The 14,531-nt window shown below is 45.6% G+C and carries 17 protein-coding genes; 11 read left to right on the forward strand and 6 right to left on the reverse strand.

Annotated elements, in window-relative coordinates:
* Positions 1–9: 9 nt before the first annotated feature.
* The 3 genes from HDCHBGLK_RS10240 (at position 10) to HDCHBGLK_RS10250 (ending at position 2,785) form a co-directional block, all read left to right on the forward strand.
* Positions 10–852, forward strand: coding sequence for a MurR/RpiR family transcriptional regulator (locus tag HDCHBGLK_RS10240; protein WP_004605214.1), 843 nt, complete (start codon positions 10–12; stop codon positions 850–852).
* An 18-nt stretch (positions 853–870) separates the two neighbouring features.
* A complete protein-coding gene (nagA, locus tag HDCHBGLK_RS10245) occupies positions 871–2,001 on the forward strand; it encodes an N-acetylglucosamine-6-phosphate deacetylase (RefSeq protein ID WP_004605215.1) in 1,131 nt (376 codons plus the stop codon).
* A 73-nt stretch (positions 2,002–2,074) separates the two neighbouring features.
* On the forward strand, positions 2,075–2,785 hold the full coding sequence (locus HDCHBGLK_RS10250; RefSeq protein WP_004605216.1) for a DUF5714 domain-containing protein: 711 nt from the start codon (positions 2,075–2,077) through the stop codon (positions 2,783–2,785).
* Here the strand turns inward: HDCHBGLK_RS10250 and HDCHBGLK_RS10255 are convergent.
* On the reverse strand, positions 2,782–2,991 hold the full coding sequence (locus HDCHBGLK_RS10255; protein ID WP_004605217.1) for a zinc ribbon domain-containing protein: 210 nt from the start codon (positions 2,989–2,991) through the stop codon (positions 2,782–2,784). The genes HDCHBGLK_RS10250 and HDCHBGLK_RS10255 overlap by 4 nt on opposite strands.
* A gap of 17 nt (positions 2,992–3,008) precedes the next feature.
* Positions 3,009–3,368 carry a YccF domain-containing protein gene (locus HDCHBGLK_RS10260; protein WP_004605218.1) on the reverse strand — a complete coding sequence of 120 codons (360 nt, stop codon included), beginning with the start codon at positions 3,366–3,368 and terminating at the stop codon, positions 3,009–3,011.
* A gap of 868 nt (positions 3,369–4,236) precedes the next feature.
* Here HDCHBGLK_RS10260 and tyrS point away from each other — a divergent pair.
* The 5 genes from tyrS (at position 4,237) to HDCHBGLK_RS10285 (ending at position 8,399) form a co-directional block, all read left to right on the forward strand.
* Positions 4,237–5,460: a tyrosine--tRNA ligase gene (gene tyrS / locus HDCHBGLK_RS10265; protein ID WP_004605219.1), complete on the forward strand. Its 1,224-nt coding sequence runs from the start codon at positions 4,237–4,239 to the stop codon at positions 5,458–5,460.
* A 62-nt stretch (positions 5,461–5,522) separates the two neighbouring features.
* A complete protein-coding gene (locus tag HDCHBGLK_RS10270; RefSeq protein ID WP_039909288.1) occupies positions 5,523–5,744 on the forward strand; it encodes a hypothetical protein in 222 nt (73 codons plus the stop codon).
* On the forward strand, positions 5,719–6,231 hold the full coding sequence (locus HDCHBGLK_RS10275; RefSeq protein ID WP_004605221.1) for a flavin reductase family protein: 513 nt from the start codon (positions 5,719–5,721) through the stop codon (positions 6,229–6,231). The genes HDCHBGLK_RS10270 and HDCHBGLK_RS10275 overlap by 26 nt, the downstream gene beginning before the upstream one ends.
* A 477-nt stretch (positions 6,232–6,708) precedes the next feature.
* Positions 6,709–7,260 carry a sigma-70 family RNA polymerase sigma factor gene (locus HDCHBGLK_RS10280; protein ID WP_004605223.1) on the forward strand — a complete coding sequence of 184 codons (552 nt, stop codon included), beginning with the start codon at positions 6,709–6,711 and terminating at the stop codon, positions 7,258–7,260.
* Between the two features lie 2 nt (positions 7,261–7,262).
* On the forward strand, positions 7,263–8,399 hold the full coding sequence (locus HDCHBGLK_RS10285) for a DUF4179 domain-containing protein (protein ID WP_004605224.1): 1,137 nt from the start codon (positions 7,263–7,265) through the stop codon (positions 8,397–8,399).
* A gap of 72 nt (positions 8,400–8,471) precedes the next feature.
* On the opposite strand, the gene HDCHBGLK_RS10290 is transcribed toward HDCHBGLK_RS10285, so the two are convergent.
* On the reverse strand, positions 8,472–9,782 hold the full coding sequence (locus HDCHBGLK_RS10290) for an alpha-amylase family glycosyl hydrolase (protein ID WP_004605225.1): 1,311 nt from the start codon (positions 9,780–9,782) through the stop codon (positions 8,472–8,474).
* A 221-nt stretch (positions 9,783–10,003) separates the two neighbouring features.
* On the opposite strand from HDCHBGLK_RS10290, the gene HDCHBGLK_RS10295 reads away from it, so the two are divergent.
* Positions 10,004–10,258: a hypothetical protein gene (locus HDCHBGLK_RS10295; protein WP_233440654.1), complete on the forward strand. Its 255-nt coding sequence runs from the start codon at positions 10,004–10,006 to the stop codon at positions 10,256–10,258.
* 11 nt (positions 10,259–10,269) lie between these two features.
* On the opposite strand, the gene HDCHBGLK_RS10300 is transcribed toward HDCHBGLK_RS10295, so the two are convergent.
* A complete protein-coding gene (locus HDCHBGLK_RS10300; RefSeq protein ID WP_039909292.1) occupies positions 10,270–11,622 on the reverse strand; it encodes an MATE family efflux transporter in 1,353 nt (450 codons plus the stop codon).
* Positions 11,623–11,873: 251 nt separating this feature from the next.
* On the opposite strand from HDCHBGLK_RS10300, the gene rplM reads away from it, so the two are divergent.
* Both rplM and rpsI read left to right on the forward strand, forming a co-directional pair.
* Positions 11,874–12,302: a 50S ribosomal protein L13 gene (rplM, locus tag HDCHBGLK_RS10305; RefSeq protein ID WP_004605230.1), complete on the forward strand. Its 429-nt coding sequence runs from the start codon at positions 11,874–11,876 to the stop codon at positions 12,300–12,302.
* A 26-nt stretch (positions 12,303–12,328) separates the two neighbouring features.
* Positions 12,329–12,721: a 30S ribosomal protein S9 gene (rpsI, locus tag HDCHBGLK_RS10310; RefSeq protein ID WP_004605231.1), complete on the forward strand. Its 393-nt coding sequence runs from the start codon at positions 12,329–12,331 to the stop codon at positions 12,719–12,721.
* A gap of 216 nt (positions 12,722–12,937) precedes the next feature.
* Here rpsI and HDCHBGLK_RS10315 read toward each other — a convergent pair whose 3' ends face one another.
* Positions 12,938–13,276, reverse strand: a complete 339-nt coding sequence (locus HDCHBGLK_RS10315) for a hypothetical protein (protein WP_039909294.1) — start codon at positions 13,274–13,276, stop codon at positions 12,938–12,940.
* Between the two features lie 14 nt (positions 13,277–13,290).
* On the reverse strand, positions 13,291–14,382 hold the full coding sequence (locus HDCHBGLK_RS10320; protein ID WP_004605233.1) for a tyrosine-type recombinase/integrase: 1,092 nt from the start codon (positions 14,380–14,382) through the stop codon (positions 13,291–13,293).
* Between the last annotated feature and the right edge of the window lie 149 nt (positions 14,383–14,531).

Raw genomic sequence — 14,531 nt, forward strand, 5'->3', positions numbered from 1 at the left:
GGATAACGAATGGAATACTATGTAAAATCCGTAGTACCGATTATAGAATCTAATTATGACAATTTTACGACCGTGGAAAAGAATATTGCCGACTACTTCATCCAGAACTACAAGAAGATGGACTTTTCGGCAAAGGCTGTGGCAGAAAGACTGTTCGTGTCTGAGGCATCTTTATCCAGATTTGCCAAGAAATGCGGATACCGAGGCTACCGGGAGTTCGTATATCAGTATGAGGAGACCTTTGTAGAGAAGCAAGAGACGATCACCGGAAATACCAGGATGGTCCTGAATGCTTACCAGGAACTGCTGAATAAGACATACAGCCTGGTGGATGAAGCGCAGATTGCAAGGATCACGAAGTATCTGAATGAGGCGGAAAGAGTCTTCGTATGCGGAAAGGGAAGTTCCGGCCTGACAGCAAGCGAGATGGAGATCCGCTTTATGAGAATCGGCGTGGATATCGATTCGCTTCAGGACAGCGACCTGATCCGGATGCAGGCGGTATTCCAGGATAAGAAAAGCATGGTGTTCGGCATCAGCATCAGCGGTGAGAAAGAAGAAGTGCTGTATCTGCTGCGGGAAGCAAAAAAAAGAGGCGCAAGGACGGTGCTGATTACAGCGAAGAATAAGGATATCTTCGGCGAATTCTGCAGCGAGGTCGTACTATTGCCCTCGCTTAAGCACTTAAACCATGGAAATCTGATCTCGCCCCAGTTTCCGATCCTGGTGATGCTGGATATTATATATTCTTATTACGTGGAGCAGGATAAGTATGAGAAAGAAGTCCTTCATGACAATACATTGCGGGCACTCGAGGAAGGCAGGACAAAGCGCCGGGATATGTTTGAATAGACAACAGGAGGTAGAAATATGATTATAAAAAATGTAAAAGTATTTACAGAAGACAAGACATTTATAGATGGACAGATCGCCATCCAGGACGGCGTGTTTGCAGCAGGCTGGCAGGAAACGGATGAAGTGATTGACGGGGAAGGATGCTATGCGATTCCAGGACTGATCGACATCCATTTCCACGGATGCAAAGGATATGATTTCTGCGATGGGACAAAAGAGGCCATTGAAGAGATTGCCAGATACGAGGCTTCTATCGGCGTAACCGCCATTGCACCGGCAACCATGACTCTTACGGTGGAGGAACTGGAACGAATCTTGTCTGTCGCCGCATCTTATAAAAAAGAGAACAGAGAAGGCGCGGATTTGGTAGGCATCAACATGGAGGGGCCTTTTATCAGCAAGGTTAAGAAAGGCGCACAGGATGAGAGGCATATAATTCAGTGCAATGAAGAGATCTGCCAGAGATTTTTGGATGCCTCCGAAGGCCTGGTCAAATTTGTTGGAATCGCGCCGGAAGATAATGCCGATGCTGTCAGATTTATAAAACAGATGAAAGACAAGGTGCGCATTTCCCTGGCGCATACCAATGCAGATTATGATACGGCGATGGCAGCCTTTGATGCTGGAGCGAGCCATGCAGTCCATCTGTATAATGCTATGCCAGCGTTTACACATAGGGCGCCGGGAGTCGTAGGCGCCGTGTCAGACAGCGGCCATGTGATGGCGGAACTGATCTGCGATGGCGTGCACATTCATCCATCGGTGGTTCGGGCAACCTTTAAGATGATGGGAGAAGATCGAATGATTCTCATCAGCGACAGCATGCGGGCGACCGGAATGCCAGATGGGCAGTATACGCTGGGCGGCCTGGATGTAAACGTGGTAGGCAACCGGGCAACTTTGGTATCTGATGGAGCCCTGGCAGGCTCGGCTACCAATCTGCTGGACTGCATGAGGACGGCAGTTAAGAAGATGGGATTGCCTCTGGAGACGGCAGTCGCATGTGCCACCATGAATCCAGCCAGAAGCCTGGGAGAGTATGACAAGTATGGCTCTATCGCTCCTGGTAAAAAGGGAAACGTAGTGCTGCTTGATCAGGAACTGAATCTGAAAGCCGTAATTAAGGATGGAAAGAGGATATCATAGCAATTTTGGATACAATCATAGCAGAGAAAATAACCTGCTCCAGAGGTTAAAGTAGATAAGGAGAAGCGTGAAGATGATTGCAAGAGGAGAAGGGGCCTGCCTGGTATGCGGCAAGCCGATCGTATATTATGAAAAGGCGCGGGAAATGGAGTGCGTAATGTGCCATAAAAGGTTTGAAAGTCATGCCAGCTGTGAGGATGGGCATTACATATGCGATGCCTGCCATGCCAAGAAGGGAATCCAGGTGATTATGGAAGGATGCGCCAAGAGCACATCCAGAAATCCCATAGCCATTATGCAGGAATTGATGATGAACCCCTATATATACATGCATGGGCCGGAGCATCACGTGATGGTGGGAGCAGCCCTTCTTACGGCATACCGTAACAGCGGGGGAAAGATCGAGCTGGATGCGGCGCTTCAGGAGATGAAGGCCAGGGGAAGCGAGTATCCCGGCGGAGCCTGCGGCCTGTGGGGATGCTGCGGAGCAGCGGTAAGCACGGGGATGTTCATGAGTATTATTACAAAGGCAACGCCGCTTACGGGACGATCATGGAAACTGTCAAATCTTATGACTTCCAGGGCGCTTAAGTCTATTGCGGAACTTGGAGGCCCAAGATGCTGCAAGAGGGATTCCTTTACCTCTGCCATAGCCGCGGTAGAACTGGTAAAAGAGGAATTGGGAGTAGAGATGGAACTTCCGGAAAAGATTACCTGCGATTTTTCAAATGAAAATGAGCAGTGCCTGAAGAAGCACTGCCCGTATCATAGATTATCATGTTAGCCCATTAGGAAGTCAAAGATATCCCATCCTTCGGAATTGGCACGCTTGTAAAGCTCAGTGTAGCCGCAGCGGGTGCATGAGATGGTCACGAACTTCTTGTTCTGGACATCGAATACCTTGGCAAAATTGCCTCCTGTAGCCTGAAACTGGTCGCTTTCATAGTGGTTGTTTCCGCACTTGGGACATACGTATTGTTGTTTTTCCATAATCGTTTCTCCTTTTATTAATATACGGTTGAGCCAAAAGGCATCAGAGCCAGTTTGGCCAGTTTAAACTGCTGCAGACCAAAGGGGATGCCGATGATCGTGGCACACAGAATCGCCCCGATGACAGCTGATTCCACAGCCAGCCAGAAGCCGGAGACGATCAGCCAGATTATGTTTAGCAGGAACGAGCCTGCGCCTCCGCCATAGGTTACCTCTTTCCCAAAGGGGAAGAAGCTTAAGGCGGCGAATTTAAAACACTGCATCCCCACTGGAATGCCAACGATGGTGATGCACCACAGCAGGCCCGCAAATGCCCAGCTAAGGCCGCTTAAGCATCCGCCGAAGATAAACCATAAAATATTTCCCAGACATCCCATATAGAACTCCTCCTTTCTTGCATTCTGTGATAAAAGACAGCTGCTCTTGCCGTGGCAGAAGCAACTTATGATTCAGATAATAAAAAAAGACCATTATCATGACTTCCGCCACGATAAAAGTCTTGCACATCTCATTTGATACGGATACCTCTCGGTATCGGGTGACGCTTTCAAATACACATGTAAGTGTTAGGCTACTCCCTTTTATCTGCATAAGAAAAATATACTACGAACGAATCAAAATGTCAATAGGGGTACAGGAAAGATGAAGAAAATATTGTTTTTAGGAGACAGCATTACCTTACCCGGGAGGGCGCGAAGATAGTAGCGGGGAAATGGATGGAATGCTGGAGGAAACGAAGGCATGACAATTAAGATATAATGCGGGAGCGTGCCTGGCATATTCTTGAAAATTGTGTCGGCTGCGTCTTGACAAAGAAGGACAAATAAGTTAGTATTTCAGACAAGCGAGTATATATTGTAAAAGGCTATGAAAAGAAGAAGTAGTAATCGTTACACCCATACAGAAAGCTGCCGGCAGATGAGAGGCGCATGAAGGAAGGGATTATGAATACATCTTGGAGCCGCGTACCGAAAGCGTTCCCTTACAGAAAGACGCAGGGAAGGATCAGTAGGCTGCGACGCAAGGCATACGTTACATGCATAAGCTGCGGCACGCGTAAGTTAGGGCACATATAATTTGTTGCGCGCAGGCTTAATAAGACTGGTGATGCGAGTTGCCGGTGAACAAAGGTGGTACCACGGAACTATCCGTCCTTATCTAGTAATTGACTATTAGATAGGGACGTTTTTTGTATTTGAACCAACAATAATAAGAAGATTTCAGAGAGAAAAGGAGAGAAGAAACATGGGGATTTATGAAGAATTGCAGGCCAGAGGCTTAATCGCCCAGGTGACGGATGAAGATGAGATCAAAGAACTGGTAAACACAGGAAAGGCGACTTTCTACATTGGGTTCGATCCCACTGCGGACAGCCTGCATGTAGGACATTTTATGGCGCTGTGTCTGATGAAGCGTCTGCAGGAGGCGGGAAATAAGCCGATCGCATTGATCGGAGGAGGTACCGGCTACATTGGAGATCCATCCGGGAGATCGGATATGCGTTCCATGATGACGCCGGAAACCATCCAGCACAACTGCGACTGCTTTAAGAAGCAGATGAGCCGGTTCATCGACTTTTCCGAAGGAAAAGCTCTGATGGTCAATAATGCCGACTGGCTGCTGGACTTAAACTATATTGATCTGTTAAGAGAGATCGGCCCGCATTTCTCTGTTAACCGCATGCTCACGGCAGAGTGCTATAAGCAGAGAATGGAGAAGGGTTTGAGCTTCCTTGAATTCAATTACATGATTATGCAAAGTTACGACTTCTACATGCTGTTCCAGAAATACGGCTGTAACCTGCAGTTTGGCGGCGACGACCAGTGGAGCAACATGCTGGGTGGAACCGAGTTGATCCGCCGCAAGCTCGGAAAGAATGCCTGCGCGATGACGATTACGCTGCTTTTGAATTCCGAAGGGAAGAAGATGGGCAAGACCCAGAGCGGAGCCGTGTGGCTGGATCCGAACAAGACCTCTCCGTTTGAGTTCTACCAGTACTGGAGGAACGTGGCAGATGCGGACGTCCTGAAATGTATCCGTATGCTGACATTCCTTCCATTAGAAGAGATAGACAAGATGGATTCCTGGGAGGGCGCCCAGTTAAATGCGGCAAAGGAAATTCTTGCCTTCGAACTTACGAAACTGGTTCATGGAGAGGAAGAAGCCCAGAAGTCGCAGGAAGCGGCAAGAACCTTGTTTAGCCAAGGGGCGGCAGCAGACATGCCTACCACTGAACTGAACGAAGAAGACCTGACAGATGGCAATATTGACATTCTGTCCATGCTGGTAAAGAGCGGCCTGGTTCCGTCAAAATCCGAAGCGCGCCGTGCCGTACAGCAGGGAGGCGTAGCAGTGGATGGCGAGAAAGTGGAAGACATCCATGCCACGTTTGCAGGAGAAGACATGGCAGGAGAGGGAATTGTCCTAAAGAAGGGGAAGAAGAACTTCCGGAAGATCGTGATGAAGTAAGCATTTGCGATGTTTGGATCGCATAGAGATACCGTCCATGTTCCCTAGGTGACATGGGCGGTATGAGTTTAGAAACATATGGAATAGAAGGGAGGGAGAAAAGCGGGAAAATAGGAATAAAATTCATAGCATGCAATGGAAACGCTATCGATGGAAATATTGAAACAGGTATTAGAATTAAGAAGCGTTTGCAAAATAGAAAAAGCGGATGCATAATGAAGATAAAAGAAAAGACCAGAATAATAGGAGGAGATTGCTATGGCATTTCAGGAGATATCAATTGACAGTCTGGAATTCAACCCGTTTCATAAAATATCAAAGGAATGGATGCTCGTGACTGCCGGAGATGAGAAAAAGAGTAATACAATGACGGCCAGCTGGGGCGGGCTTGGTATTATGTGGGGTAAGAATATTGCTACCGTATATATCCGCCCGCAGCGCTATACAAAGGAATTTGTAGATGCAAATGATCTGTTTACCGTATCATTCTTACCGGATGATCAGAGAAAAGCATTGAATGTATGCGGCTCCATATCAGGAAGAGAAGTAGAGGATAAATGGGAGATGGCTGGCCTTCATCCTTTTTATGTTGATGGGGCCACAGCCGTCCGGGAGGCCGATCTGGTATTGGTGTGCAAGAAGCAATACCACCAGGAAATGAAGCCGGAATTCTTTGATGTACCTGAGAACGATACGAAATGGTATCCGGACAAGGATTATCATGTTATGTATATGGCGGAGATCGTAAAAGTATTGAAAAAGGAAAGATGAGGTAAGTTTTGGGAAAGAAATCGCAAGGCTGATGCACATGGGTTGAGAGTCCATATGGCATCAGCCTTTGTTTGATTGATTTTTTGGATATTTCATGATAGAGTATTTATAAAAATATGAACAGACATTTTCTTATGTCTATAGCGCTCCTAATGAGCACATCGGAACTCTTACCGCAGTATCTGCGGAAATAGCGGCTCAGGAGATCGCCGTAAAATTGATGGATAAGTATGGCCTATCCCAGGAGGATGCGCTAAGGATGATTCGAGATTGTAAATAGCAAGTTGTAAATAACGGATAATGAAAAATTGCCGGGCAGTCCTGCCCGGCATATTCTTTCTTAAAGTACAAGAAAGATGCTTAGGCATATTTGAAATTTTGTAATGTTTTTTTATGAACTTGATAGAAAATACGATACTGCAGACGAAGTAATTAATAGATGCAAAATCTATCGCTTGCCTGCGCGGGAGAAAAGACATGAAGATAACAGAGACTAATTTTATAGAACAATTAAAAGAGCATAATGAAAAGGCGCTCTCTTACATGATACAACAGTATGGAGGCCTGCTTTCTTCCGTGGTCAACAGACATCTGCGCCTGTTGAAAGAGTATCGGGAAGAGTGCCTGAATGACGTATTTTTAGGCATTTGGAAGAATATTGGATACTACGATGAGAAAAAGAGTAGTTTTGCCAATTGGGCTGCCGGCATTGCCAGATATAAAGCGGTTGACTATCTCAGAAAGTATTATAAGAATGCCAGTTATGAGAATATCGACGATCTGGACATTCCACAAAATGATAAAGGATTGGAAGAGATCGTGGAGCGTGAAATATCCGATGAATTGGAACAGATGCTAGGCTGTCTGGGAGAACAGGACAAGGAGATATTCCTGAAGTTATACATGGAAGAAAAGGATATGGAGCAGGTGAGCCAGGAGACAGGGCTATCAAAAAATGTAATCTATAACAGGATATCCAGAGGCAGGAGGAAGATACAGAAAGAATATCCCGGAGAGAAGGAGGCATAAAAATGAAGAATATATATGAATTGATGAATGAGATCAAGACGGATACAGAAAATTATCCGCAAGAAGTGTTATCTGAATTCGAGGCGAAAAAATGGAACAAGAAATTGTCGAAGGAACTGAAGCGGCCAAGAAGGAAAAAGTATGCATCCATCGCAGCATGCGTAGTTATCTGTATGGCACTGCTGGCGGCAGGGCCGTTCAGGGAACAGGTAAAAGCGGCCATGAATTCAACCATAGATTCCTTGAACGAATGGCTGGCTATGGATATTACAGATAGGGATGTTTCGCCTTATACGAACGTAATCAATACAAGCGTAAAAGATGACAAAATTGATGTGAAGGTTGAAGCCGTGGTCGTAGATGATCGGGAACTTCTGATATCTACAATTCAGGATTTCTCTAAGAGAAAAGACATAAAAAAACATATGAAGCAGCTGGATGGCGATGTGGAACGGCTGGGAGTATGGGGACTGGAATTTGACTCCTTTGATGAGATAAGAAAAGAATTAAAAGAAAGACCGGAGGAGGATCCGATTTATAACGAGATTCCGTTTCTTGGTACTATAGTCACTCTCGATGGGGAGCAGATAAAAGGAACGCAGATAATTAAGCCAAAGGATTATGAAAAGGGGAAGATGCGCGTCATATACAGGTATGATATTGACAGAAAAGAAGCATTTGACCTGTCAAAAGAACTGGAGATGAAGATTGAATTCCAGGATGTGAATCGTATCAGCGATGGAAAATGGGAATTTGCATTCAAGGCTGATGGCAGAGAACTGGCGGCCAATACGATGACGGTGGATCTGGACCAGAAGGTAGCGATGCCCGATGGAAGCGAGATCCGGCTGACTTCTTACAAACAGAATGAACTGGGAACCTATATTTACTATGAAGGCAAGACGCCGAAGGATAATATCACGCAGTTCAGAGGAACCAATGACAGAAATGAAACGGTGTGGTTTATTGATTATGGAAATGGAAGGTTCCAGCTGGATCTATGGAATGAGATGAGGACACAGGATATTGAGAGCCTGACTTTATCCGTATATAGTGCAGAGATAACTTCGAAAGGCCAGAGCGTCAAAGAAAGCAGTTACAAGCCATACGGAGAGCCATTCACGATTTCCGTAAAGTAGGCAGAAGAAATATCGATAGAAAAAGAGAACTGCGCCTGAATATCAAGCGCAGTTCCCGATTAAGACAGACAGTTATTCAAATTTGATATACTGTACACTATAAGGCGGCAGATCGATCTGGCCATTTAGCCTTACCTCCAATTTGGCCACAAGTTCCTTGGCATTACCGTTCAGATCCTGATGGCAGGCTGTATAAGGAGTATCTGCCGCATTGATAGCAACGATGATCCGCTCCGTATCAGAGCAGCGTTCGAATACCAGCTGGTGGTTCTGTATAATGATATTCTTATATGAGCCATTGCAGAGGGCATCGCTGTTCTGGCGGATGCGGATTAATTGCTTTATATACTCGGTAAGCTCATTCGGCATAGGTTCTTCAAAGCAGGGACGCAAGGCATAGTCATTGTCCGGCGCCTTTTCCCCGGGCTGCCCCCATTCGCTGCCGTAATAGAGGCATGGGATGCCTGGCATCCCAAACAGCAGGCCATAGGCGAGTGGGATATGCTTATCGTTGGTCAGTATGCTGGCAAGCCGGGTTACATCATGGTTATCTACGAAAGTTACCAAATGCTTGCCCCGGTAAATGCACCAGGGATCAGGGCCAAACTGCCGGTGCAGGGAATGGGCGATCTCAAAAAGATTCATAGAGTTAAAACTGGAATAAATCCCCTTGTAACACTCATAGTTTGTGCAGCTGTGAAGCATCCGTTCATTTACGATCAGATTATAGTCTCCAAATAATACTTCGCCGATCAATACGAACCCATCCTTTAATTCCTCCACATAGGAGCGCAGCCTTTGCATAAAGCCGTGATCCAGGCTATAGGCCACGTCCAGGCGCAGCCCGTCGATGTCAAACGTATCCACCCAGTATTTGACACATTCCAGGAGATAGTCTGCGACGGCCGGATTCTGAAGGTTCAGTTTTACCAATTCAAAATGTCCTTCCCAGCCTTCATACCAGAACCCATCATTATAATTGCTGTTGCCGTCAAAATTGATATGGAACCAGTCTTTATACGGGGAATCCCACTTCTTTTCCTGTACGTCCTTAAATGCCCAGAATCCGCGGCCTACATGGTTGAATACGCCGTCCAGGACGATTTTTACTCCATGTGCGTGTAAGTCTTTGCATACACTGGCAAAATCATCATTTGTGCCAAGTCGGCAGTCGATTTTCTTAAAATCCCGGGTATCATACCCGTGGCTGTCGGATTCAAAGATTGGATTCAGCAAGATCGAGTCCACGCCCAGTTCCTGAAGATATCCTGACCAGTCTAGCAGCTTGCGGATGCGGGGAACGCATTCCCCGTCATTCTGCGTAGGCGCTCCGCAGAATCCTATTGGATATATTTGATAAAATACGCTGTTATAAGCCCACATAGTATAAACCTCTCTTTCCTCTAACGAAAATATATGACGGAGGCAGGATATGCCGCCAGTTCATATTATATCAAAAAGAAAAGGAATATACTATACCCGCAGGCATTTCGTTTAACAGCGCTTTTAAGGGCAGTATATAATGAAGGCAGATGTTTCCGGGGCATTAGGATAGGGAAAGAGAAATACATGCTTGGCGGAAGGAGCGGATTATGGAGGAAAAGATGATAGAGACAATGGATTATGGAAGCCTGGTGGATCTATTCGTAAAATCGGGCCTGGAGATTCATCCGGACGATCCGGCGCCGGATGGGCTGGTAACATGCTTCAGGCTGGAAGACGAGATTACGGGGGAACGCTATGGAGCAGCAGGGCTTTGCTTCGATGCAGAAGAATATATCCTAAGATGCGTGGCTGTGGAAGAGGCGCAAAGAGGAAAGGGATCCGAAGTAATGGTGTATGATTATGTGAAAAGATAAAATGAACCGGGTTAAGATTTCCGGTTCATTTCACGTTTCAAAAAGAATAAAAACCATATGAGAAGGAGCACGCCTTTAAATATGCTGGTGCTGGTGATGCTCCACCAGATTCCGTTGAGTCCTAAAGCCGTTTGTGTGAGGACCAGTGCCAGAGGAATCCTTGACGCGGTGAATATGATGCTTACGATAGAAGGCGGAACCGTCTTCCCATATCCGGAGAAGGCCCCTGCGGTCGTAATCTCCACGCTCATGAATAACTGGGAAACGCCCAGTATGATCAGGTAGTCAATACCCAGCGGGATTACATCTGCTTCCCGGATAAAGATTCGGAAGATCGGCTCCGGACATAGGATCAGCAGAAAGGTGCAGAGGACTCCCCAGATGAGGACGATTCCCATGGCGGAGGAGTAGCCCTTCTTAATACGGGTCCGGTTTCCGGCACCGTGATTCTGTGCAATAAATGAGTTTACAGCGGCGGCAAATCCATCCGACGTCATCCAGGAAATGGACTCTATCTGAGAGCCTACCTTCTGTACTGCTACCGCAGCATCTCCATAGCCTGCTACAAGCCGGGCAATAATCATGGAGATTGCCGTAAAAATCATACTCTGTATGGAGGTTGGAACGCCGATCTTTATAATAGAAGCCATCGCCTTTGAATCCGGCTTTTTACGGACGTCTACCTTATGAAAAATCAGGTCATCCTTGGCTGCGTAGTACAAGAACATCAGCGTTACGATAAACTGTGCGATCACGGTTGCTACAGCCGCTCCAAGCACTTGCATGCGAGGGAACGGGCCGATGCCAAAGATAAGCATCGGGTCCAGGACGATGTTGACCGCAAGTCCGGCAGTCGTGGCAAGAAATGCGGCCCGGCTGTTCCCAATGGCGGTAAAAAGGCCGGTGAAGGTCTGGTTTAAAAATGAAAAAATGACAAACCCGCAGGTAACTTGAAGATAAACCTGTGCATCTGCGATTACTTTTGGACTGTTCAGCCGAAAGAAACCAATGAAGGGCGTTGAGAATATAGTACAGGCAGCGCCATACAAGATTCCGAATAGGATGGCCAGGTGAAGGGCATTCGAGGCATATCTTGATGCGTCTTCCCTGTGTCCTGCTCCCAGGGCATGCCCTACATTGACCTGCCCGCCCATCTTGGATAAGGCAGCCAGCCCGTTGGACAGCCACATATACATGCCCGCGGCGCCCACGGCAGCAACTGCGTTGCTTCCAATCTGCCCGATCCAGATCATATCCGTCAGATTATAGGCCATCTGGATCAGCGAGGTTGCCATAATAGGAATGGCCAGCCTGGTTAGTGACGGCAGGACAGGCCCATTTAATAAATCTACATTTTTCTGCATAATAATATCCCCCGAGAAAACACTTGAAAATGAAAGCGAAGATATTATAACATATGAAATAGAGGAAAGACAGGAAGATTCTGACAAAAACCACAGAAAAATTCCAGAAAAATGGTTGACACGCGTGGCACCGTATAATATAATAAGACAGTATGACAAAAGGAGAAACAGCACGAAGCCAAAGCCCCGGAGTCTTGCTGATTTCGATATAATTATCATGAAAATGTTAATGATTCACAGGAGGTAAACCAATGAAGACTTATATGGCTAATCCAGATAAGATTGAAAGAAAATGGTATGTAGTTGACGCTACGGGATATACATTAGGACGCTTGGCATCAGAAGTAGCTAAGGTTTTAAGAGGTAAGAACAAGCCGGAATTTACTCCGCATGTCGACACAGGCGATTATGTAGTAGTAGTAAATGCTGAGAAGATTAAAGTAACAGGCAAGAAGATGAATCAGAAGATTTATTACAATCACTCTGACTATGTTGGCGGAATGAGAGAGACCACGCTGTCTGAGATGATGGATAAGAAGCCTGAGAAAGTAATCGAGCTTGCTGTAAAGGGAATGCTTCCAAAAGGACCTTTGGGAAGAGCAATGATTAAGAAACTTCACGTATATGCTGGACCAGAGCATGAGCAGCAGGCTCAGAAGCCAGTAGAACTGAAATTTTAAGGAGAGGTTGAAAGGAGGACATTACAGTGGCTAAAGCAAGATTTTACGGAACAGGAAGAAGAAAGAAATCTATCGCAAGAGTATATTTGGTACCAGGAACAGGTAACATCACAATAAATAAGAGAAATATCGATGAATATTTCGGACTTGAGACTTTAAAGGTTGTTGTTCGCCAGCCGTTGGTTGCAACAGAGACGAATGATAAGTTCGATGTGATCGTTAACGTTAAGGGCGGCGGATACACAGGACAGGCTGGAGCAATCCGTCACGGAATCTCAAGAGCGCTTCTTGAGGCAGACGCAGACTACAGGCCAGTGCTTAAGAAAGCAGGATTCCTGACTCGTGACCCACGTATGAAAGAGCGTAAGAAATACGGCCTCAAAGCTGCACGTCGTGCACCACAGTTTAGCAAACGATAATTCAACCGAATATCGAAAAAGAGCAACAAACCCCGAAAATCCAGTATTTTCGGGGTTTTCTTTATATTCTGAAAATCTATCAGACACCCTCAAAACACACGAAAATGTTCCGGTAACTAACAGGTAACACACAGGTAACTAACACGAAAACAGGTGTCTTGTGCAATACTTTTGAAATCTTGTGCAAGACACATTTTTGCATGAAAAAAGGGCGATTCAATCACCCTTTTCTTTGCAGTATTCAATGATACATGACCGGATATCTTTTTTCGTCCGGCAGTGACAGGAATGACCGTCCTTGAATATGATGTCATATCCGTCGTGCATGTTTCCAGTGATTCCGGAAATCATTTCCCTGTTCTTTTCTGCAACCTGCATCGTGTCGAACATTCCGCACTGGTCTTTTCTGACAAGGTCTTGAATGTATGCGTTGATAGACATTCCCTTGTCTGCTGCGAGCGTCCGGATAATATCTTTCATTCCTTTAGGAACTGCGAGGTTTATTCGTTCATAATGCTCTTTATAAAAATTATTCTTGTATTCTGTTCTGTTCATGACATTACCCTCCATCAAATCAAATTGATTGCCTCAAGTTTGGTCGGGAGTTCAATGTGGGTGTAGACGTTTTCGGTCACACCCTGTCCTTTATGCCCGACAATTTTCTTGATGAATCTCTCGTCAACCTCCTTTTCGGTGAGGAGAGAGATGCAGGTGTGTCTTGTATCATGCGGGCGGTGTCCGTCATAGACAGGTTCTTTTTTCGTTTCATCAATGACGAATTTCCCGAAACCGAACTCAAGCATCAGAGGAATCCAGTAAGAATCATAATAATTCCGGTACTGAAAAGGTTCGTCGTCGGGTGTACAAATCAGATGGTCACATTTCCGGTTCATCCAGTATTCAAAGAACGGTACAATCTTTTCAGCAATGGGAACTTCTCTGATTCCTGCCTCTGTTTTGGATTCTTTCACATAGAACCATCGTTCATCAAGATGGATGTCCCTTTTCTCAAGGTCGAGGAGTTCCCCGATACGGACACCGGAATAAATCATAATAAGGATGACGGTCACATATATGTTTGAATCCTTGCATTTCCACAGAATAGAAATCTCTTTCTTTGAAAAAGGTTTCCGGTTGTATGCGTTCGGATTTCCCGCCTTGCTTATATCAACGTATCTGACCATGTCTCTTTTATCTTGAGACACAATCTCGTGAATGACAGCATAGTCATACATGAGACCCCACAGGATTTTCAAGGTTTTAAGTGTGGGAGTGTTTTTGCCGGAGCTATCGACGACACCTTGCAGGTGATCCAGTTTGATGTCAACAAATCTCATTTTCCACAGGGGTTGCGATGTGTTAAAAGCAGCCTTGTAACCATTCGTGTCCTTGATTTTTTCAAAATGGATTTCCGACCAATTCTCATATACTTCCTCGAAAGTAATGGTTGCATGGTGTAAATCAAAGGGGTCTTTATTGTATTCTGCTAATGCAGTGAGAGCCTCTTTGCGTGTCGGGTAATATCCGACGGTTATATATAATTGTTTTGATTTTCCAGTTATAGGGTCAATTTCCCACCCTTTTGTCTTTTTTGCTACATAGGGATTTCGTCGGTTTCCGGATAATTTATAGACCGACCCGAATCCGTTCGGTAGTTTCATAAAATCACCATCCTAAAAAAAGAGTATAAAAAATAAAACCAATGCAAAAAGCACGGTTTTATGATAGAATGGTGTTTGCAGGAACATTCTGTCAGTGCCTTTTGCAGTAGCATGAGACGGAGGTTTCACAAAGGCGATTCGTGTTGCAG

Source organism: [Clostridium] scindens ATCC 35704, assembly GCF_004295125.1.
Classification (GTDB): Bacteria; Bacillota; Clostridia; order Lachnospirales; family Lachnospiraceae; genus Clostridium_AP; species Clostridium_AP scindens.